Consider the following 18,989-nt stretch of genomic DNA (forward strand, 5'->3'; position numbering starts at 1 on the left):
TATTTATTCTACTTCTTCTTTTTGAATAGTTTAGGCATATTCATAAGAATCACTGATAGGATAATGATTATAATCCCAATCCACTGATAAATATTAACTACTTCATCCAATAATAAATATGCCATTAATACTGCTACTGGCAATTCTACAGAGGAAATTATAGCTCCTAGTCCTACGTTTATTTTTGGCATTCCGGAAGTAAAGAGGATTGGAGGCAAGATGGTTCCAAATAATGCTAAGATCAATCCCCATTTAAGAAATATATCTAAGTTGAATTGTTCTAAAAGGTAAGGAGCAGAAATAATAGCAATTATTAAAGTTCCTCCAACCATCATCCATAAGCTTCTTCTAAAGGAATGTAAATGTAGCGCTAGCGTATTTGAAGTGTAAATAGTAACAGTGTACGAAAGGGCAGCTAATAAGCCCCAGCCAATACCTCTCCAGTCTAATTCTATATCACTCATTAAAATATTGGTTGCCAATACGGTTCCAACTAGAATAACAACAACGGCTAGTATCTTATTTAGTCCCGGTCTCTTCTTTGCCATAACAGCTTCAAAAAGAACTCCAATCCATACACTTTGCATTAAAAGAACAATACCTATAGATACTGGAATGTATTTTACAGCGATATAATAAAAGATACTTGTTAGACCCAAAGAAGTTCCCGCGGCCATCAATTTTAGGATGCTCTTGGTCTTTGTTTCTTCAGTGTAAACCTGCTTTTCTCTTACAAAAAGAAAGTTGAGGATAATAATACCAATTAGACCAAGTAACATTTGAGAAAAAGTGATCTCGTAAGAAGTGTAACCTTCTGCATATGCCATTTTCACAAAAGTTGTGAGCATTCCATAGCTGGATGCTCCAAGGGCAACTAGAAAGCCGCCCTTTAAGATAGAGTTATTCATAAATTTAAATAAGTTGATTTTGTTTAGACTTTAAACTTTAGAGTTAGTCTAATTTTTCGGCTAATTTTTTAAAGACGGTCTTTGGATTTTTTCCTTCATATAATATGCTGTAAACAGCATTTATAATTGGGGTCTTCGCACCCTTTTCTAAGTTTATTTTATAGGCACTTTCTGTTGCATAATAACCTTCAGCAACCATGCTCATTTCCATTTGAGCACTTTTTACAGTGTATCCTTTCCCTATCATGTTGCCAAACATTCTATTTCTACTAAACACAGAATATCCTGTTACCAATAGATCCCCTAGGTAAGCAGAATCATTGATGTTTCTTTTCATCTTGTGTACTTTCTTGATGAATTTTTTCATTTCCCGAATAGCGTTGCTCATTAGTACGCTCTGGAAATTATCCCCATAACCAAGGCCATGAGCAATTCCTGCTGCAATTGCGTAAATATTTTTTAGCATAGCCGCATATTCTGTCCCAGTAACATCATCACTGGTCTTACAAGTAATATAATCACTCTGTAAATTATTGGCTACTATTTGTGCTTTTTCTTCATCTAAACAAGCTATAGTAAGATAAGATAAGCGTTCTAATGCAACTTCTTCTGCATGACATGGCCCAGTGATCACACCAATATTTTCATCTGGAACTCCATACTCCTCATTAAAATGTTCTCCAACGATCAAACTAGTTTCTGGAACTATCCCTTTAATTGCTGAAAAAATCACTTTTCCCTCTAAAGATTCTGTAAGATGATCTAACTCTCTTTTTAGAAATGCCGAAGGAATGGCAAATATTAAATAGTCTGAGTTTTTAACTACTTCATTTATATCGCTGCTTAATTTAAGCTGATTAACATCAAATTCTACCGAGCTTAAATAATTAGGATTATGATCCTGTGTACGTATATGTTCAATAGCAGCTTCGCTGCGCATATACCAATTGATCTCATCCAGGTTTTCACTAAGCATTTTCACGATCGCAGTGGCCCAACTTCCGCCGCCAAGCACACCAAATTTCGGAGTCTTATTCATAATACATTTTCTTCGGTTCAAAAATACATAATTTTAACACAATGTAAATTCCTGAGGATTTATTATTTAATTACAATCTTTTTACTTTAAACTCGTTATAAAAGGGAAGATCGATAATAGAAATTACTAGGGTCTTTAAAATTAGTTTTTTGGTTGGTTATTTAATGGAACAGCGTAGAGTTAATTAAGCTCTACGCTGTTTTTTTGTAATACTAACAAAACTTTAATATATTTAATGTGGGTTGTATAAAGCTATATTTGTAATTTGGAGTTAGAAATCTAACCAATAACAAACATAATGGGATTATTTACATTCATAAAAAATGCGGGAGCCAAAATTTTTGGTTCTAAAAAGAATACTAAAGATAAAACCGCTGTAGTAACTGCAGAGAAAGAGAGGGAAGAAGAGCTTGAAAATGCAAAAGCTGCCAAAAAACTGGAAACTACTATCCATGATCTTGATCTTAAAATTGAAAATTTAAATATTCATATTAGTAATGATATGGCCACGATAAGTGGAAAAGCATATGATCAGGCTACAAGAGAAAAGATCATTTTAGTGGTTGGGAACGTAGAAGGGATCGCTCAAGTAGACGATAATATGGAAGTGGAAAATAAAGAACCTGAAGCTGTGTTCCATACTGTAGAAAGAGGAGATACACTTGGGAAGATTGCTCAAGAACATTATGGCTCTGCGAGTAAATATCCAGAAATATTCGAAGCAAATAAACCAATGCTTACAGATCCAGATAAAATATATCCTGGACAAGTATTAAGAATTCCAGCATTGAAAAATTAAAGGATTCACAATAAATTATTAAAGGACTGTTTAAAAAGTTTGAGGTTTTATATTGAGCGCAGTCGATGTGCTAGGTTATAGTTCCACAATGAAAAAAGTAGGTTCAATTAACTCAACTGAAGATCAAAAAAATTTTTTAAACAGTTTTTTATTTATAGAAATTCATCTCATCTAAATACTTCCAAACCTTTTCTGGTAACATCGGTCTAATATTCTTGCCGATTTTAACTGCTTTCCTTATAAATGTAGAAGACAATTCTATAATAGGAGCTGGTACTCTTGTGATTTTTTCATGAGAAAGAAACTCATTCTCAACTAAGCCCTCAGATATTCTTGGATATACAAAAATGGAGTATCGTTCTAAGATAACTTCGTAATTCTTCCATTTATGAAGACTCTTTAAATTATCCTCACCCATTATTAAAGCAAATTCCAGATCTGGATATTTCTCTTCTAATTGGATCAAGGTATTTACTGTATAATTTGGTTGCGGTAAACCAAATTCGATATCACTAGGTTTTAATTTGGGATAATCTTCACAGGCTCTATAAACCATCTCTAAGCGATGATGATTATCTAGCAAGCTACTTTTCTTTTTAAATGGATTATGTGGAGTTACAACCATCCAAACTTCAGTGAGTTCAGAAAATTCCACCATGTAATTGGCAATTATAAGGTGTCCAGCATGGATAGGGTTAAATGTACCAAAATAAAGACCTACCTTTTTTTTCATCCTACTTCGCTATTGGCTTCTACAAAAGTGGAAACAAGATTGTAAGCTTCATCCAATGCTAATTGTAAATTGTTATTCTCTATTATGAAATCGAATTGAGGTGCTGTGGCAAGTTCTATAGAAGCTTTGGCAACGCGCATATTTATTTTATCCTCGCTTTCGGTCTTGCGTTTTTTTAATCTGATCTTAAGTTCTTCAATACTTGGTGGTTTTACAAATACTGCCAAGGTTTGCTTAGGATATATATGTTTTATATCTAAACCTCCAACCACATCTATATCAAAGATTACATTTTTACCAGAGGCCCAAATGCGTTCTATTTCTGCTTTTAAAGTGCCGTAGAAATTATCACGATATACTTCTTCCCACTCTAAAAATTCTTCGTGTTTTATCTTTTGTTTAAATTCATGCAAATTCAAGAAATAATAATCTTTTCCCTCCACTTCATCTCCCCTTGGCTCGCGGGATGTTGCTGAAATTGAAAATTCCAGATTCAATTCTGGATGAGCTAATAAATGCTGAACTATGGTAGTTTTTCCCGATCCCGAGGGTGCAGAAAAGACAATTAATTTACCAGTTTTCATTACAATACGTTTAAAAGTTGTTCTTTTATTTTTTCCAGTTCATCTTTCATTTGCACAACCAATTGCTGCATAGGTGCATAATTGGATTTGCTACCAATAGTATTGATCTCTCTTCCCATTTCTTGAGAAATAAAACCTAATTTTCTACCGTTAGAATCTGTAGAATTAATGGTTTCCAGAAAATAAGATAAGTGATTTTCCAATCGAACCTTTTCTTCTGTGATATCAAATTTCTCTATATAATAAACTAATTCTTGCTCGAATCTATTTTCATCTACCTTTTCTTGAAGATCTGCCACCCCTTTTCTTAAGCGTTCCTTTACTCCCTCAATTCTGTCTGGATCCATTGCTATAATATCCTGCAGTAATTGAGCAATATTAGAAACTCTAATTAAAAGGTCTTTCTCTAAAGCATTACCCTCATCGTTTCTAAAATCATTGATCTCTATTAATGCTTTATTCAAGGTTTTTTCGATCTCGATAAATTCATTTTCATCAATTTCTTCCCTTTCAGTTTTCATGGTATCTGGCATTCTAATAGCCATTTTTAACAACTCAGCATCATCGGCATTAGCAATTTGTCTTAACTGCTCCATGTATTTCTTTACAACAACCGGGTTCACAGAAGCTGTAGTTTCTTCGCCAGTAACCTCCACATAAAGCGAAAAATCCACTTTTCCTCTAACTAAAGATTTTGCTATAAGATTTCTTAATAGCAATTCTTTTTCACGGTATTGACCCGGGATTCTGGCATTTAGATCCAGACTCTTACTATTAAGGGATTTAATTTCTATGGTAATTTTTTTGGATGGAAGCTGTAAAAGGCTTTTTCCAAAACCGGTCATTGACTGAATCATGCTTGATTTTTAAAAGGTTGGGCAAAGATAACTAAATCTTAAGCAGGACAAAGAATCTTAAGGAAAGTATGCGCCTAGATATAAGAACTTATGAATTTTAGTGCGCGCTCCTCCGTATAAGTTGCTTCTTTCTTCTGAAGAAATCCAACATGACCTCCATAATCTGGAGTTTCTAAATAAAAATTCGAATTGTTTTTTGCGATTGCTATAGGCGAGGAGTTCTCTGAAAGAAATCCGTCATTTTTCGCATTTATAAGAAGTGTCGGAGTTTTAATGTTAGGCAAAAACCTCAAAGCACTACTTTTTTCATAATATTCTAAGGCATTGGCATAACCATGGGCCTGGCTGGTGTACAACTCATCTATTGCATACAAATTGGTGCATTTTGAAATTTGCTCTTTCGTAATTTCTTTTGGAAAATGTTTTTCTCTTAAAAATAACTGCTTTTTAAGTTGCATTACAAAACGTTTAGAATATAGCCAGTTTCTGCTCTCATCTAACTTTTTAAGCGAGGCGTAAAGGTCGCAGGGAGCAGAAATTGCAACCGCTGCCTTTAATTCTTTTGGGAGATCATTTCCCTCTCCAAGATATTTCAATAATAAATTCCCACCTAAACTAAAACCATTTATAGCAATAGAATCATATTTTTTCTTAGATAGAATATTTGTAATTACCTTATTAAGATCATCACTAGCTCCTGCGTTGTAGGATTTGTAAAGCCTATTTATTTCTCCACTGCAACCTCTAAAATTAATTGCAGCTACATCCCAGCCGTGATGATTAAAATGATGAGCAAGTCCTAGAACATAAGGGCGTTGTGCATTTCCATCCAATCCATGTAATATAACAAGAACCTTGTTGGATTTACAGGAATTTGCAGAACTCCAGTCTATATCAATAAAATCGCCATCCTCCAATTTTAAGCGCTCTCTAGTTTGGGGTACAGCTTTTACACTTCTAAGTTTTGCAGCATAAATGGTAGAAATATGGTAATTTCTAAAGAGGTACGGTGGTGTATAAGTACTTTCTAATATTGGCATAGAGGACAAATCTCGGAAATAAAAATGGCATATACTTAACTAATTGAATTATGCATGCATAATAAATAATAGTAATTTTGTAAAAATTTTGAATTTATGTACACGAAGGATTTTGAAATAAGATGGAGTGATATTGATGCGAATAGACATTTAGCAAATTCAGCATATATTAATTTCATGAGTCATACCAGAATGGGATATTTCATGGAAAATGGATTCGATCAGCAGGAATTAGCCAAAAATAATTTGGGCCCTGTAGTTTTTTATGAACACATCTACTATTTCCGTGAGGCATTTATGGGAATGCCAGTAAAGGTGAGTTTAGAGCTAAAAGGCCTTTCTGAAGATGGAATGTATTTTGAATTTGTGCATAACTTCTATGATCATAAAGGAAGAAATTTTGCGAGTTGCGAGGCTATGGGAGGATGGATAGACCTTAAAGAGCGCAAACTTATCGGTTTGCCAGAGCACATGAGGAAAGATATAGATAGAATTCCACATACAGAAGATTTTAGGATCCTTACAAAGGAAGACACTCGCAAATTCGGTAAAACTCCTAAGAATTTGGAGATGAAGCCAGTTTAGGTTTTGTCTTTCTAGTTACCATGTAAACTCCAGTAAATACTAAAATTGCTGCGGTTATCTTTACCATATCTAAGGAGTCTGCCCCAATAGCTACAGCAAAAGTTATAGCTATAAGCGGTTGTAAGTATATAAATGCACTTATGGTCGCAGCACTTAATTCCTTAAGAGCAAAAATGTTTAGCAGGTAAGTTAAAAATGTAGTGCCTACAATTACAAAGCCCATTTTCCAAATGGCATGTGCAGGTAATTCTAACCATTCAACTCTTGAGAATTCCGAGATCGTGATGGGAAAATTAATAATTACGGCAACTAGGAATAACCATTTCATCAAGGTAAAAGGATGGTATTTTGCTGTTAACGGTTTTACTAGAATTAGATAGATTCCGTATGACAAAGCATTTACAATAAACAGCATATTTCCTACTGGAATATTTGGCGCATTCACGGTTTCTGGATTGCTAAAAAGCACTAAAGCTAAGGCCCCAGCAAGTCCAATTACTATTCCAACGGTTTTTAAAACAGTTATTTTTTCTTTGATTAGCACTGCAGCGAGCAACAACACAAGAATTGGGGAAACCGTAATTATTACAGAGCTGTTAATTGGGGTAGAGAGGCTAAGTCCTTTAAAGAATAACAACATATTAATTACCATCCCAAAAAGTGCACATGCTAAAATTCTAGTCCAATCTCCTGTAGCTATTTTTTCCTTTGGTCCCCAAAAACTTATGATCCAAAATAATATGGCAGCTCCTGTAACTCTTAAAAATATAAACCCAAAAGGCTCTATGTATACAGGCATTAGTCCTTTGGCTATTGTATGGTTGATCCCATAAATAGTACTTGCTCCAGTTGCCGCTAGAATGGCAAGCGTACGGCTATTCATTCATGGCACTTTTCGCTGCTTCAACAGTGCTTTTAGAATTTCCTATAAAGATCTTGTCATTATTGATGATTACAGGTCGCTTTAAAAAAGTATAATGCTCTAAAATTAGATTTTTGTAATCGCTTTCATCTAAGGTCTCATTTTTAAGATCTTTCTGCTTATAAAGCTGTGCTCTCTTGCTGAAAAGTGACTCGTAGCTTCCCGCTAAATTGTACATTTCATCTAGTTGCTCTTCATTTAGTGGGTCTTTCTTTATATCCTGTAGAATATATGCAGAAGAAGGCTCCAATTCATTTAAAATCCGTTTACAGGTAGAACAGGAGGAGAGGTGATAGATCTTTTTCATAATAACTTTTATAAATCATTAACAAGAAAGGCTTCATTGGGAAACCTATCTTTTAGGAGATTGTTTAAAATTAAAGAATTTTAAAATATTTCTTTGCATCGTCCATTTTGAAAACTAGTTGAATAGTTCCTTCAGAATAGGAAGCGATCTCATAAGCATTATATCTTAAAACTATTTTATTTGGATGAAAACCAATATTTTGAGGAAGTTGAAATTTATCGTCTTCAAAAAAGAATCCAGTACTATTGATGGGGTCATTCTCTGGGATGTCATTTTTATCTCTGAATCTTTTTTCAGCAAAAACTTTAAAATCCTGAGAGAATAGGTCTTTATTGGAAATTAGTCTTCCAGTCACAGGATCGAAGTTTAAAAATGTAATACTGGTATATCCGTGTGCACCTCCCGTAAATAGGGCCAGATCGAATTGTATAGAGATCAGTTTTTCAGATTCATAAGTAACTTTTCCTTCAACGAAAGCTTCCCAAGGAATGTTATATTCAGGGAATTCTTCGGCACTAGCTTCATAATCCTTAATAAAGGTTTGGGCTAAATTTTCAAGGGAATTTAGTTCTTGGTCGTCTTGATAATCTATTAGTTTAATAATATGATCTTCAATATGACTATTCATTAAATTGCTTCTGGTATCCTTTCCCATTGCCCACGGAATCTTAATGCCTATAAATGTGCAGTTCTCCTCCTCTGGATTGCAGTTCACTTCAGAAACTTGCTCAATATTCAATTCATCAAAGCTCAATTCTGGAGCGTCTTTATTACAACCAATTAATAAGGAGCTGAAGGTCAGGGCTAAAAGCAGTTTTTTCACAACGGGTTTTCTGTGTTAAATTAGGGATAAAGGTACATGCTATTTTGTAGTTCGCCAATACGAGTATTACATTTGATACAAATATTTATTTATGAAATTCAATACTAAAACTATACATGGAGGCCAGCATAATGTAGATCCTGCTTACGGTTCTGTTATGCCGCCAATCTATCAAACCACCACCTACTCTCAAACCACTCCGGGGGGACATAAAGGTTATGAATATTCTCGTAGTGGAAACCCAACAAGGACAGCTTTAGAGAATGCGATGGCAAGTATTGAAAATGGAGAATATGGTCTTGCTTTTGGCTCTGGATTAGCAGCAATAGATGCGGTATTGAAATTATTTAAGCCTGGAGATGAGATCATCTCTACCAACGATCTTTACGGAGGTTCTTATAGACTTTTTACAAAAATATTTGAAGGATTAGGCATTAAATTTCATTTTGTTGGAATGCAAGATGCAAGTAAAATTGAGGAACATATTAATGATAATACTAAATTGATCTGGGTAGAAACACCTACTAATCCAATGATGAGTATAATAGATATCGTGGCATGTTCTAAAATTGCTAAGAAACACAATGTGCTTTTGGCGGTAGATAATACGTTTGCAACTCCATATTTACAACAGCCTTTAGATCTAGGAGCAGATATTGTAATGCATAGTGCAACTAAATATTTAGGTGGTCACAGCGATGTAGTAATGGGGGCACTAGTTGTAAAAAACAAGGAATTAGCAGATAGATTGCACTTTATACAAAAAGCTAGCGGTGCGATTTGCGGACCACAAGACAGTTTTTTAGTGCTAAGAGGAATTAAAACGCTGCATATTAGAATGCAGAGACATTGTGAAAATGGGGAAAAAATCGCTGAATTCTTAAGGTCTCACCCTAAGGTAGGCAATGTTTACTGGCCCGGTTTCGAAGATCATCCAAACCACGATATTGCAAAAGCCCAAATGAAAGGTTTTGGAGGAATGATCTCTTTTACAACTGCCGAGAATACTTTGGAGAGTGCTGTGAAGCTTGTAGAAAAGCTCAAAGTTTTCACTTTAGCAGAATCTTTAGGTGGGGTGGAATCTTTAGCGGGACATCCAGCTACTATGACGCATGCATCTATCCCAAAAGAGGAAAGAGAGAAAACTGGGGTTGTAGATTCTTTAATCCGATTAAGTGTAGGGATTGAGGATGATGAAGATCTTATAGATGATTTAAAACAGGCATTAGGATAGCGATACCATGCTTTTAAAACATATTATAAATAAGGTTTCAACTTAGTTGAGACCTTTTAGGTTTAATAATTTAAGTAATAAATATAACCAACATTTAACCAAAAAACAACATCGTTAAATTTGTTTTGAGGCGCATCTAAATTAAGCCCATCTATCCAATCTACATCGTAATATTGAAATCGGCCTTCTATTTGTAAGTCACTTGAAGGGCTTAGTTTATATCTGGCTCCGGCAATACCTACTAATGCCCAGGTAGAACCACCATCTAGATCTATTCCACCTCTAAAGGTTGGGAATATGTTTTCCTCATCGGTAATTGGACCGAAATCTGAATAGGCATCTGGATTATAATTTACAAAATGAACTCCCAAACTTACAAAAGGCATAAAAAGGTAGGAGAAAGAAGTATAATCCCTTATGCTAAGAGGGTAATATTCTAAATGAGTTCCTATTTCTATAGTTTGAGTTTTCCCATGCATTGCTCTAAGCAATTTTCCTCCAGCAGAATTTGATTCGGCCACGGGGCCATTATGCTCTAAGTCTGTTCGAAAATAATCTAATTCGGTTCTAATTTTAAAATGATCATTAAAATAACGATCAACAGTATAGCAATTACACTCTGCTCTGTACGCAAAGTTCATATAGTGAATAAGGCCTATACCAATGCCGGAATTAGCTATATTATTTTGTAGATTATAACGTTCCCCGTAATCTGTTAAAAATGATGTAGGCCCTGCCAAAACCCCGATTTCGTGTGAAATTCCGAGTTGGGCAAATCCACTTTCCTTACAGAATAGTAGAAGTAATAAGAATAAAATAATTGGTCGGAACCGCGCCATACACAACAAGTTGATGTATAAACAAATATATAAAAATGGAACTAACGAAGATAGAAGATATAGCACTACTTATTTAACTTGTACAATAAAGAGTTAATATTATATGAAATTGTAAATTTTCAAGGTACTTCGTTATATAAAAATTTATATTTGCAAATAATTACGAAAACGTTATAATTAACAATTTATCCTATATTATGGAGCAAAGTGTAAAAGATTTTTTGGATGTAGTTTCTAAGAGAAATCAGAACGAACCAGAATTTATGCAAGCTGTACATGAGGTTGCCGAAACGGTTATACCCTTTATAGAAAAGAATAAAAAATATCAGAATGCCATGCTTTTAGAGCGAATGGTAGAGCCAGAACGTGTAATCATGTTCAGGGTATCATGGTTAGATGATCAAGGAAATACGCAAATAAACAGAGGTTTTAGAATTCAAATGAATTCTGCTATTGGGCCATATAAAGGAGGTTTGCGTTTTCATCCAACTGTTAATCTAAGTGTTCTTAAATTCTTAGCATTCGAGCAAGTATTCAAAAATAGCTTAACTACATTGCCTATGGGTGGTGGAAAAGGAGGTTCAGATTTTGATCCAAAGGGTAAATCTGATAATGAAGTAATGAAGTTTTGTCAAAGTTTTATGACTGAATTACAACGTCATATTGGAGCAGATACAGATGTGCCTGCAGGAGATATAGGAGTTGGTGGTCGTGAAATAGGTTTCTTATTTGGCCAATACAAACGTATTAGAAATGAGTTTACAGGTATACTTACAGGTAAAGGGCGTTCTTACGGTGGTTCTTTAATTCGTCCGGAAGCAACAGGTTACGGTAATGTTTATTTCGCTCAAAACATGTTAGCTTTAAAAGGAGATAAGTTAGAAGGAAAAACAGTAGTTGTTTCAGGTTCTGGAAATGTTGCTCAGTATGCAACAGAAAAAGCAACTCAGCTTGGAGCTAAAGTGATCACAATGTCAGATTCTGGAGGATATATCTTAGATGAAGCTGGTATAGATGCAGAGAAATTAGCATTTGTGATGGAACTTAAAAATGAAAAGCGTGGAAGAATTTCTGAATACGCCGATAAATTTGCAGGAGCCAAGTATTTTGAAGGTAAAACCCCTTGGGGAACTAAATGTGATGTCGCTTTACCATGTGCAACTCAAAATGAATTACACGAAGAAGATGCGAGATTATTAGTAGAAAATGGTTGTAAACTTGTAGGAGAAGGCGCTAACATGCCAACTACTCCAGAGGCGATCGAAGTTTTCCAAAAAGCTAATATTTTATTTTCTCCAGGAAAAGCATCTAATGCAGGAGGTGTTGCAACCTCTGGTCTTGAGATGTCTCAAAACTCTATGAGATATAACTGGACTGCAGAAGAAGTAGACCAGAAACTTCACGGGATCATGAAGGATATTCATGATGCATGTGTAGAATATGGAAGTGATGGAAACGGAAATGTAGATTACGTGAAAGGAGCAAATATCGCTGGTTTTGTAAAGGTAGCAGATGCTATGCTTGCACAGGGAGTAGTATAATTTCACCCGTATTATAGAATTAAGAAAGCCGCTTTTTAGCGGCTTTTTTTATTTATCTTTCGGCAAAATTTTCAGTCATGGTAGTTCATACCAACGCAATTGTAATAAGTGCTTTAAAATATGCAGAGGCAGATTTAATCGTGAAATGTTACACGCAAAAATCTGGACTCAAAACATATATGTTGCGTGGTATCCTAAAATCTAGAAAAGGGAAATTTAAAACCTCATTATTTCAGCCGTTAACTCAGTTGGAGTTAGTAGCCAAGCATAAGGATAAAGGGAGTCTGGAGTATTTACAAGATGCAAAGATCCTTGTTCATTATCAAAGTCTGCATACCGAAGTGGTTAAATCTACGATGGTAATGTTCATTTCTGAAATGCTTAAGAATACGATTCACGAGGAAGAAGTAAATGAGGGATTGTATGATTACTTAGAAGGAGCAATAAATTGGCTGGATATACATGCAGACATTGCCAACTTTCACCTATTATTTCTCTTGAAACTGACTCAATATTTAGGTTTTTATCCAGAAGATTCAGAAATGGAATTACCATATTTCAATTTGTTAGATGGCGTGTTTCAGCAATCCAAAACAAATGGGTATTGCGTGAATGGGGAAGTATTAGAGAATTTAAAGGTGCTATTAGGCACAAAATTTGAGGCCTTACACGAGATTAAACTTACCAGATCTAACCGCTCTGAACTATTAGGATTATTGCTTACCTATTACCAATTACATATAGAATCTTTTAAAAAGCCTAAATCGCTTAGCATCTTACACGAAATTTTTAATTAAATGCGATCAATCTTTACTAGCTTATTTACGCTGCTATTTTTTACACTTTCATTTCAAGCTCAAGAAATCAAAATTTTAGATCAAGCAACCAACGATCCAATTGGGAATGTTGCCATCTTCAATCTTAATAAATCTAAAAGCGTACTTTCTAATTTTAATGGAGAGGCAGATATCTCTAAATTCTCTATAGATGAAAAGTTGATCTTTCAACATGTTTCTCATTTAGAAAAAAGTATTCTAAAGTCTGAGCTTGCGCAAGATCTTATTATTTATCTAGAAGAAGACGAAACTATGTTGCAGGAAGTTGTGCTTTCTATCGCTAAGTTTGAGCAGGATAAAAAGGAAATTCCACAACGTATTGTGAGCTTGTCTTCAGAAGACATTGCTTTTTCCAACGTGCAAACTTCTGCAGATCTAATGGAAAGCTCTGGAGGAGTGTATGTTCAAAAAAGTCAATTAGGAGGAGGAAGCCCAATGATAAGAGGTTTTTCTACTAACAGATTGCTTATCGCAGTAGATGGAGTTAGAATGAATACAGCGATCTTTAGAAGTGGAAATATTCAAAACATCATCTCTATAGATCCACTCTCTGTAGACAATGCTGAAATAATTCTAGGTCCTGGCTCTGTGGTATATGGAAGTGATGCGATTGGTGGAGTTATGAATTTTTATACCCTAAAACCGAAGAGATCTTCTATAGATGATTTGGAATTCACAGCCAATGCATATGCTAGAGTATCTTCTGCAAATGAGGAGAAAACAACTCATGCCGATTTTAATATTGGATTGAAAAAATGGGCGTTTTTAAGCAGTATCTCCTACTCAGACTTTGGTGATCTAAAAATGGGAAGCCATGGTCCAGAAGAGTTTTTAAGACCAAATTACGTTAGTAGAGTAAATGGCGAAGATTTGGTGATTGTAAATAAAGATCCTAAAAAACAGGTTCCAACAGGATACAACCAAATAAATCTGCTTCAAAAAGTAGCTTTTGTGCCAAATGAAATATGGGATTTTAGTCTTGGACTTATTTATTCTAACACTTCAAATTATCCTAGATATGATAGACTGGTGCAAAAAAAGGATGGTAATTTAAGATATGCAAATTGGTACTATGGTCCGCAGTCTTGGTTTATGGGAAATGCCACAATTAATAAAAAAGGAAACGGAAAGCTATATGATAAACTTCAGTTTACGGGAGCTTATCAAAATTTTGAAGAAAGTAGGTTGGATAGGAAATTTGGAAATGAAATTCTATATAGTACAAAGGAAGAGGTGAATGCGTACTCCGCTAATTTAGATCTTGAAAAGGATTTCGAGAAGAATAAACTGTTTTATGGGTTGGAATATGTGGCAAATAAGGTGAATTCTACAGGGGAATCTAAAAATATTCTAACAGAGGAGTTAGGGCCAAACGCTTCTAGATATCCAGATGACGCTATTTGGCAATCTTTAGCTGCTTATTTAAGCTATAATTGGAAATTAAGAGATAATTTAAATTTACAATCTGGAGTGAGGTATAATTATATTATGATAGAAGCGAAATTCCCTTCTTCCGAATATGATTTTCCTTTTAATGATGCAAATTTAAACACCGGAGCATTTACTGGAAGTGCTGGATTGAGTTGGCAACAGAACGACAAATTGGATTGGAAAATAAATTTTTCGACAGCTTTTAGAGCACCTAATATAGATGATATAGGTAAGATCTTCGATTCTGAGCCTGGAGCGGTTGTGGTGCCAAACCCAGATCTTAAACCAGAATATGCCTATAATGGAGAGTTGAGCCTTGGATGGAAACCTACGAAAAAGATCCGGTTTGATCTGGCCACTTTTTATACATATTTGGAAGATGCATTGGTAAGAAGAGATTACTCAATGAATGGAAACACAAGTATAGATTATCAAGGGGAACCTAGTAGAATTCAAGCCATTCAAAATGCAGCAAACGCTTATGTATATGGTTTTGAAGGTGGAGTAGAACTTGAGATTTTAAGAACATTAAAGTTGAAGTCTCAAATAACGATCACTAAAGGAAAGGAAGAGCAGGATAATGGAGAAAAAGCTCCACTAAGGCACGCGGCACCACTTTATGGAAATACTCACTTAGTTTATAATAAAGGAAAATTTAAGCTTGATTTGTTTTCAGAATATAATGGAAAATTGGATTTCGATGAACTAGCTCCTTCAGAACAGGATAAGGATTATTTATACGCATTAGACAGGAATGGGAATCCATATTTTGCTAATTGGTACACGTTAAATATTACCGGGAACTATCGTTTTTCTGAGCATTGGAATGCTACAGCTTCAGTAGAAAATATTACAGACCAGCGTTATAGGACTTATTCTTCCGGAATCTCTTCTGCTGGAAGAAATTTTATTTTAGCGTTAAGGTATAGTTTGTAAATATGGTATTCTTCAAATTTAATTGCCTTCATATTTTCTCAAATATGTATTTCTTCACTAAGTGGTTTATGGAATTATCTGATGGATAAAGGATTAGCTTTTTAATCAATAACAGTCCTCTCTTTTCTTAAAAATCGTTATTTTCGCAACTCAAAAGAAATTACGATATAATGAGCGCAAAGTTCCCTGAGTATAAAGGACTTGACTTACCAAAAGTTGCTGAAGAAATTCTTAACTATTGGAAAGAAGATGAGATTTTTGAAAAAAGTATGAGTGCACGAGACGGTGCTCAACCTTTCGTGTTTTTTGAAGGACCTCCTTCGGCTAATGGCCTTCCGGGAATTCATCACGTAATGGCGCGTTCTATTAAAGATATTTTTTGCCGATATAAAACCCAAAAAGGATTTCAGGTTAAGAGAAAAGCAGGTTGGGATACTCATGGGTTGCCTATAGAGCTTGGTGTAGAGAAAGAACTTGGGATCACTAAAGAAGATATTGGAACTAAGATAAGCGTAGAGAAATACAACGAAGCTTGTAAAAGTGCCGTGATGCGTTATACAGGAATTTGGAACGATCTTACAGAAAAGATGGGATATTGGGTAGATATGGAAGATCCATATATCACCTACAAATCCAAATATATGGAAACGGTTTGGTGGTTGCTTTCTGAAATATATAAGAAAGGGCTTATTTATAAAGGATATACCATTCAGCCATATTCTCCTAAAGCAGGAACAGGTTTGAGTTCTCATGAACTGAATCAGCCTGGAACTTACCAAGATGTTACAGATACTACGGTGACTGCCATGTTCAAGGTAAAGCCAGAAACCTTGCCAGATTTTCTTTCAGAAATATCTAACGAGATCTATCTAACTGCTTGGACAACGACTCCTTGGACCTTACCTTCTAATACAGCTCTTACAGTTGGGCCTAAAATAGAATATGCATTGGTTTCTACATTTAATCAATACACATTTCAACCTACAAATATCATTCTTGCTAGCAATCTTGTTGCTAAGCAATTCGATAAGAAATTCATTAAAATTGAAAATAAGGAAGCGCTCCAAGCTTACAAGCAAGGGGACAAAATTCCTTATTTCATAGAAAAAACCTTTCAGGGTACAGATTTAGTTGGGATGAGATATGAGCAATTATTGCAATATGCTCTGCCTTACAATAATCCTGAAAATGCTTTTAGAGTGATCGCCGGAGATTTTGTTACTACAGAAGATGGTACCGGTATCGTACATACAGCGCCAACCTTTGGTGCAGACGATGCTATGGTTGCAAAACAAGCAGTTCCAGAAGTTCCACCATTATTGGTAAAAGATAAGAATGATAACTTAGTTCCATTGGTAGACCTTCAAGGGAAATTCCGTGAGGAACTTGGAGAGCTTGGCGGGAAATATGTGAAGAATGAATATTATGATGATGGGGAAGCTCCAGAAAGATCTGTAGATGTAGAGATCGCAATTCAACTAAAAGAAGACAACCGTGCTTTTAAAGTTGAAAAATATGTGCACAGTTATCCAAATTGCTGGAGAACAGATAAACCTATTTTATATTATCCAATGGACTCTTGGTTTATAAAAGTGACCGAGTTTAAGGATAGGATGTTCGAATTGAACCAGACTATTAACTGGAAGCCGAAAGCTACAGGAGAAGGTAGATTTGGAAATTGGTTGGCCAATGCAAACGACTGGAATTTATCTAGAAGTAGGTATTGGGGTGTGCCATTGCCTATTTGGAGAACAGAAGACGGGAAAGAAGAAATTATAATAGGTTCCATAAAAGAACTAAAGGCGGAAATAAGTAAGGCTATTGAAGCTGGACTTATGATCAAGGATATTTTTGCTGAATTTGAAGTGGATAATTTTTCTGATGAAAATTACGAGTTAGTAGACCTTCATAAAAACGTAGTAGACACGATTACGTTGGTTTCTGCTTCAGGAAAACCAATGAAACGAGAATCAGACCTTATAGATGTTTGGTTCGATTCTGGCTCTATGCCTTATGCTCAGTGGCATTATCCTTTTGAGAATAAGGAAATGGTAGAGAACGGTGAGCGTCAAGCCGATTTTATAGCAGAAGGAGTAGATCAAACACGTGGTTGGTTTTATACTTTACATGCAATTGCAACCATGATCTTTGATGATGTTGCCTACAAAAATGTAGTTTCTAATGGATTAGTATTAGATAAGAACGGACAAAAAATGTCTAAACGTCTTGGAAATGCAGTAGATCCCTTCGAAACCTTGGCTGCTTTTGGACCAGATGCCACTAGATGGTATATGATCTCTAATGCAAACCCATGGGATAACTTAAAATTTGATATTGAAGGAATTGCCGAGGTGAGTAGAAAGTTCTTCGGAACTCTTTATAATACATATTCGTTCTTTGTTTTATATGCCAATTTGGACAGCTTCAGTTATAAAGAGGAAGATGTGCCAATGAAAGATCGTCCAGAAATAGATCGTTGGATCCTTTCAGAATTGCATACGCTTATAGAAAAAGTAGATAAGTTCTATGAAGAATACGAGCCTACTAGAGCTACGAGAGCAATTTCAGAATTTGTTCAGGAAAACTTGAGTAACTGGTTTGTAAGATTAAGCAGAAGAAGGTTTTGGAAAGGAGATTACGAGCAGGATAAAATTTCTGCATATCAAACTCTATACACTTGTTTGTTAACAGTTGCCAAATTAGGATCACCTGTAGCGCCATTTTTTATGGATAAGCTTTATAAGGATCTTAACGAAGTTTCTGGAAAAGAGCAATTCTCTTCAGTACATTTAGCAGATTTCCCTGTTTTTGATAAATCCTTGGTGGATGATTCTTTAGAGCATAAAATGCAAAAAGCACAAACAATTTCTTCTTTAGTGCTTTCGTTACGTAAAAAGGAAATGATTAAAGTTCGACAGCCATTACAACGAATAATGATCCCGGTATTGGATGAAAAACAGAAAGAAGAGATCCTAGCAGTTGCAGATCTTATTAAATCTGAAGTAAACGTGAAGTCAATAGAGATGATTGATGATGCCTCCGGATTATTGGTTAAACAAGTGAAGCCTAACTTTAAGGTCCTTGGACCAAAATACGGGAAGGATGTAAAAACAGTAGTTCAGGTTATTAACAATTTTACTGCTAAAGACATAGAATCTGTTGAAAGAGAAGGTGATATTACTGTTGAGATTAACGGGAAAATGATTAAATTGGCATCCACAGATGTTATAATAACATCACAGGATATTGAAGGTTGGTTAGTTGCTAGCAGTGGAGATATTACCGTGGCGTTAGATGTGAGCATTTCTGAAGAATTGAAAAAAGAAGGAATTGCTCGGGAATTGGTAAATAGAATTCAGAACTTAAGAAAAGATTCCGGTTTAGAAGTTACCGATACCATAGATGTGACCCTACTTAGAGATGGCATTGTCGAGGATGCTGTACAACAAAATATAAAGTATATTAAGAACGAGACGCTCACTGCAAATCTCGAGTTTGCAGACGTAATTGATGTTGGAACGGAAATAGAATTCGACGATATAGTTACTAAGCTGAGTATCAAAAAACATTAAGCC

At 35.1% G+C, this 18,989-nt stretch carries 17 protein-coding genes; 7 read left to right on the plus strand and 10 right to left on the minus strand.

Features of this window, described 5'->3' with window-relative positions; translation table 11 throughout:
* Positions 1-8: 8 nt before the first annotated feature.
* Both BC962_RS02175 and BC962_RS02180 read right to left on the minus strand, forming a co-directional pair.
* On the minus strand, positions 9-908 hold the full coding sequence (locus BC962_RS02175) for an EamA family transporter (protein WP_121344293.1): 900 nt from the start codon (positions 906-908) through the stop codon (positions 9-11).
* Between the two features lie 43 nt (positions 909-951).
* Entirely contained in the window at positions 952-1,947 is a 996-nt protein-coding gene (locus BC962_RS02180) for an NAD(P)H-dependent glycerol-3-phosphate dehydrogenase (RefSeq protein ID WP_121344294.1), read from the minus strand.
* A gap of 298 nt (positions 1,948-2,245) precedes the next feature.
* Between BC962_RS02180 and lysM the strand changes: the two genes are divergently transcribed.
* A complete protein-coding gene (gene lysM, locus BC962_RS02185; protein WP_121344295.1) occupies positions 2,246-2,746 on the plus strand; it encodes a peptidoglycan-binding protein LysM in 501 nt (166 codons plus the stop codon).
* A 148-nt stretch (positions 2,747-2,894) separates the two neighbouring features.
* Here the strand turns inward: lysM and nadD are convergent, their stop codons facing one another.
* From nadD to BC962_RS02205, 4 genes are all read right to left on the minus strand, one after another.
* Complete coding sequence (nadD, locus tag BC962_RS02190) at positions 2,895-3,479, minus strand: nicotinate (nicotinamide) nucleotide adenylyltransferase (protein ID WP_121344296.1); 585 nt, start codon at positions 3,477-3,479, stop codon at positions 2,895-2,897.
* Positions 3,476-4,063: a guanylate kinase gene (gene gmk / locus BC962_RS02195; RefSeq protein WP_121344297.1), complete on the minus strand. Its 588-nt coding sequence runs from the start codon at positions 4,061-4,063 to the stop codon at positions 3,476-3,478. Before gmk ends, nadD begins: the two co-directional genes overlap by 4 nt.
* Positions 4,063-4,920, minus strand: coding sequence for a YicC/YloC family endoribonuclease (locus tag BC962_RS02200; protein WP_121344298.1), 858 nt, complete (start codon positions 4,918-4,920; stop codon positions 4,063-4,065). The genes gmk and BC962_RS02200 overlap by 1 nt, the downstream gene beginning before the upstream one ends.
* A gap of 74 nt (positions 4,921-4,994) precedes the next feature.
* Positions 4,995-5,960 carry a YheT family hydrolase gene (locus tag BC962_RS02205; RefSeq protein ID WP_121344299.1) on the minus strand — a complete coding sequence of 322 codons (966 nt, stop codon included), beginning with the start codon at positions 5,958-5,960 and terminating at the stop codon, positions 4,995-4,997.
* A 96-nt stretch (positions 5,961-6,056) separates the two neighbouring features.
* Between BC962_RS02205 and BC962_RS02210 the strand changes: the two genes are divergently transcribed.
* Entirely contained in the window at positions 6,057-6,545 is a 489-nt protein-coding gene (locus BC962_RS02210; RefSeq protein ID WP_121344300.1) for an acyl-CoA thioesterase, read from the plus strand.
* On the opposite strand, the gene BC962_RS02215 is transcribed toward BC962_RS02210, so the two are convergent.
* The 3 genes from BC962_RS02215 to BC962_RS02225 all read right to left on the minus strand — a co-directional run bounded on the left by BC962_RS02215 (position 6,517) and on the right by BC962_RS02225 (position 8,597).
* Complete coding sequence (locus BC962_RS02215) at positions 6,517-7,428, minus strand: DMT family transporter (protein WP_121344301.1); 912 nt, start codon at positions 7,426-7,428, stop codon at positions 6,517-6,519. The two genes, BC962_RS02210 and BC962_RS02215, sit on opposite strands and share 29 nt — an antisense overlap.
* Positions 7,421-7,774, minus strand: coding sequence for an arsenate reductase family protein (locus BC962_RS02220; protein ID WP_121344302.1), 354 nt, complete (start codon positions 7,772-7,774; stop codon positions 7,421-7,423). Before BC962_RS02220 ends, BC962_RS02215 begins: the two co-directional genes overlap by 8 nt.
* Positions 7,775-7,844: 70 nt before the next feature.
* Complete coding sequence (locus BC962_RS02225; protein ID WP_245983974.1) at positions 7,845-8,597, minus strand: DUF3298 and DUF4163 domain-containing protein; 753 nt, start codon at positions 8,595-8,597, stop codon at positions 7,845-7,847.
* 91 nt (positions 8,598-8,688) lie between these two features.
* On the opposite strand from BC962_RS02225, the gene BC962_RS02230 reads away from it, so the two are divergent.
* A complete protein-coding gene (locus tag BC962_RS02230; protein WP_121344303.1) occupies positions 8,689-9,831 on the plus strand; it encodes a cystathionine gamma-synthase in 1,143 nt (380 codons plus the stop codon).
* Between the two features lie 62 nt (positions 9,832-9,893).
* Here the strand turns inward: BC962_RS02230 and BC962_RS02235 are convergent, their stop codons facing one another.
* Positions 9,894-10,670 (minus strand): THC0290_0291 family protein, encoded by a 777-nt coding sequence (locus BC962_RS02235; RefSeq protein WP_121344304.1) that lies wholly within the window; start codon positions 10,668-10,670, stop codon positions 9,894-9,896.
* Positions 10,671-10,867: 197 nt separating this feature from the next.
* On the opposite strand from BC962_RS02235, the gene gdhA reads away from it, so the two are divergent.
* From gdhA to ileS, 4 genes are all read left to right on the plus strand, one after another.
* Positions 10,868-12,211 carry an NADP-specific glutamate dehydrogenase gene (gene gdhA / locus BC962_RS02240; RefSeq protein ID WP_121344305.1) on the plus strand — a complete coding sequence of 448 codons (1,344 nt, stop codon included), beginning with the start codon at positions 10,868-10,870 and terminating at the stop codon, positions 12,209-12,211.
* Between the two features lie 77 nt (positions 12,212-12,288).
* Entirely contained in the window at positions 12,289-13,008 is a 720-nt protein-coding gene (gene recO, locus BC962_RS02245) for a DNA repair protein RecO (protein WP_121344306.1), read from the plus strand.
* On the plus strand, positions 13,009-15,414 hold the full coding sequence (locus BC962_RS02250) for a TonB-dependent receptor plug domain-containing protein (RefSeq protein ID WP_121344307.1): 2,406 nt from the start codon (positions 13,009-13,011) through the stop codon (positions 15,412-15,414). It begins immediately after the preceding gene.
* 170 nt (positions 15,415-15,584) lie between these two features.
* The gene (ileS, locus tag BC962_RS02255; RefSeq protein ID WP_121344308.1) at positions 15,585-18,986 is read left to right on the plus strand and encodes an isoleucine--tRNA ligase; all 3,402 of its coding nucleotides are present in this window, start codon (positions 15,585-15,587) and stop codon (positions 18,984-18,986) included.
* Positions 18,987-18,989: the final 3 nt, after the last annotated feature.

The sequence above is a fragment of the Gillisia mitskevichiae genome, assembly GCF_003634585.1.
Classification (GTDB): Bacteria; Bacteroidota; Bacteroidia; order Flavobacteriales; family Flavobacteriaceae; genus Gillisia; species Gillisia mitskevichiae.

Bases quoted from the DNA above. Each gene is read 5' to 3' on its own strand.
- BC962_RS02175 (WP_121344293.1), bottom strand. From the start codon at position 908: ATGAATAACTCTATCTTAAAGGGCGGCTTTCTAGTTGCCCTTGGAGCA.
- BC962_RS02180 (WP_121344294.1), bottom strand. From the start codon at position 1,947: ATGAATAAGACTCCGAAATTTGGTGTGCTTGGCGGCGGAAGTTGGGCC.
- lysM (WP_121344295.1), top strand. From the start codon at position 2,246: ATGGGATTATTTACATTCATAAAAAATGCGGGAGCCAAAATTTTTGGT.
- nadD (WP_121344296.1), bottom strand. From the start codon at position 3,479: ATGAAAAAAAAGGTAGGTCTTTATTTTGGTACATTTAACCCTATCCAT.
- gmk (WP_121344297.1), bottom strand. From the start codon at position 4,063: ATGAAAACTGGTAAATTAATTGTCTTTTCTGCACCCTCGGGATCGGGA.
- BC962_RS02200 (WP_121344298.1), bottom strand. From the start codon at position 4,920: ATGATTCAGTCAATGACCGGTTTTGGAAAAAGCCTTTTACAGCTTCCA.
- BC962_RS02205 (WP_121344299.1), bottom strand. From the start codon at position 5,960: ATGCCAATATTAGAAAGTACTTATACACCACCGTACCTCTTTAGAAAT.
- BC962_RS02210 (WP_121344300.1), top strand. From the start codon at position 6,057: ATGTACACGAAGGATTTTGAAATAAGATGGAGTGATATTGATGCGAAT.
- BC962_RS02215 (WP_121344301.1), bottom strand. From the start codon at position 7,428: ATGAATAGCCGTACGCTTGCCATTCTAGCGGCAACTGGAGCAAGTACT.
- BC962_RS02220 (WP_121344302.1), bottom strand. From the start codon at position 7,774: ATGAAAAAGATCTATCACCTCTCCTCCTGTTCTACCTGTAAACGGATT.
- BC962_RS02230 (WP_121344303.1), top strand. From the start codon at position 8,689: ATGAAATTCAATACTAAAACTATACATGGAGGCCAGCATAATGTAGAT.
- BC962_RS02235 (WP_121344304.1), bottom strand. From the start codon at position 10,670: ATGGCGCGGTTCCGACCAATTATTTTATTCTTATTACTTCTACTATTC.
- gdhA (WP_121344305.1), top strand. From the start codon at position 10,868: ATGGAGCAAAGTGTAAAAGATTTTTTGGATGTAGTTTCTAAGAGAAAT.
- recO (WP_121344306.1), top strand. From the start codon at position 12,289: ATGGTAGTTCATACCAACGCAATTGTAATAAGTGCTTTAAAATATGCA.
- BC962_RS02250 (WP_121344307.1), top strand. From the start codon at position 13,009: ATGCGATCAATCTTTACTAGCTTATTTACGCTGCTATTTTTTACACTT.
- ileS (WP_121344308.1), top strand. From the start codon at position 15,585: ATGAGCGCAAAGTTCCCTGAGTATAAAGGACTTGACTTACCAAAAGTT.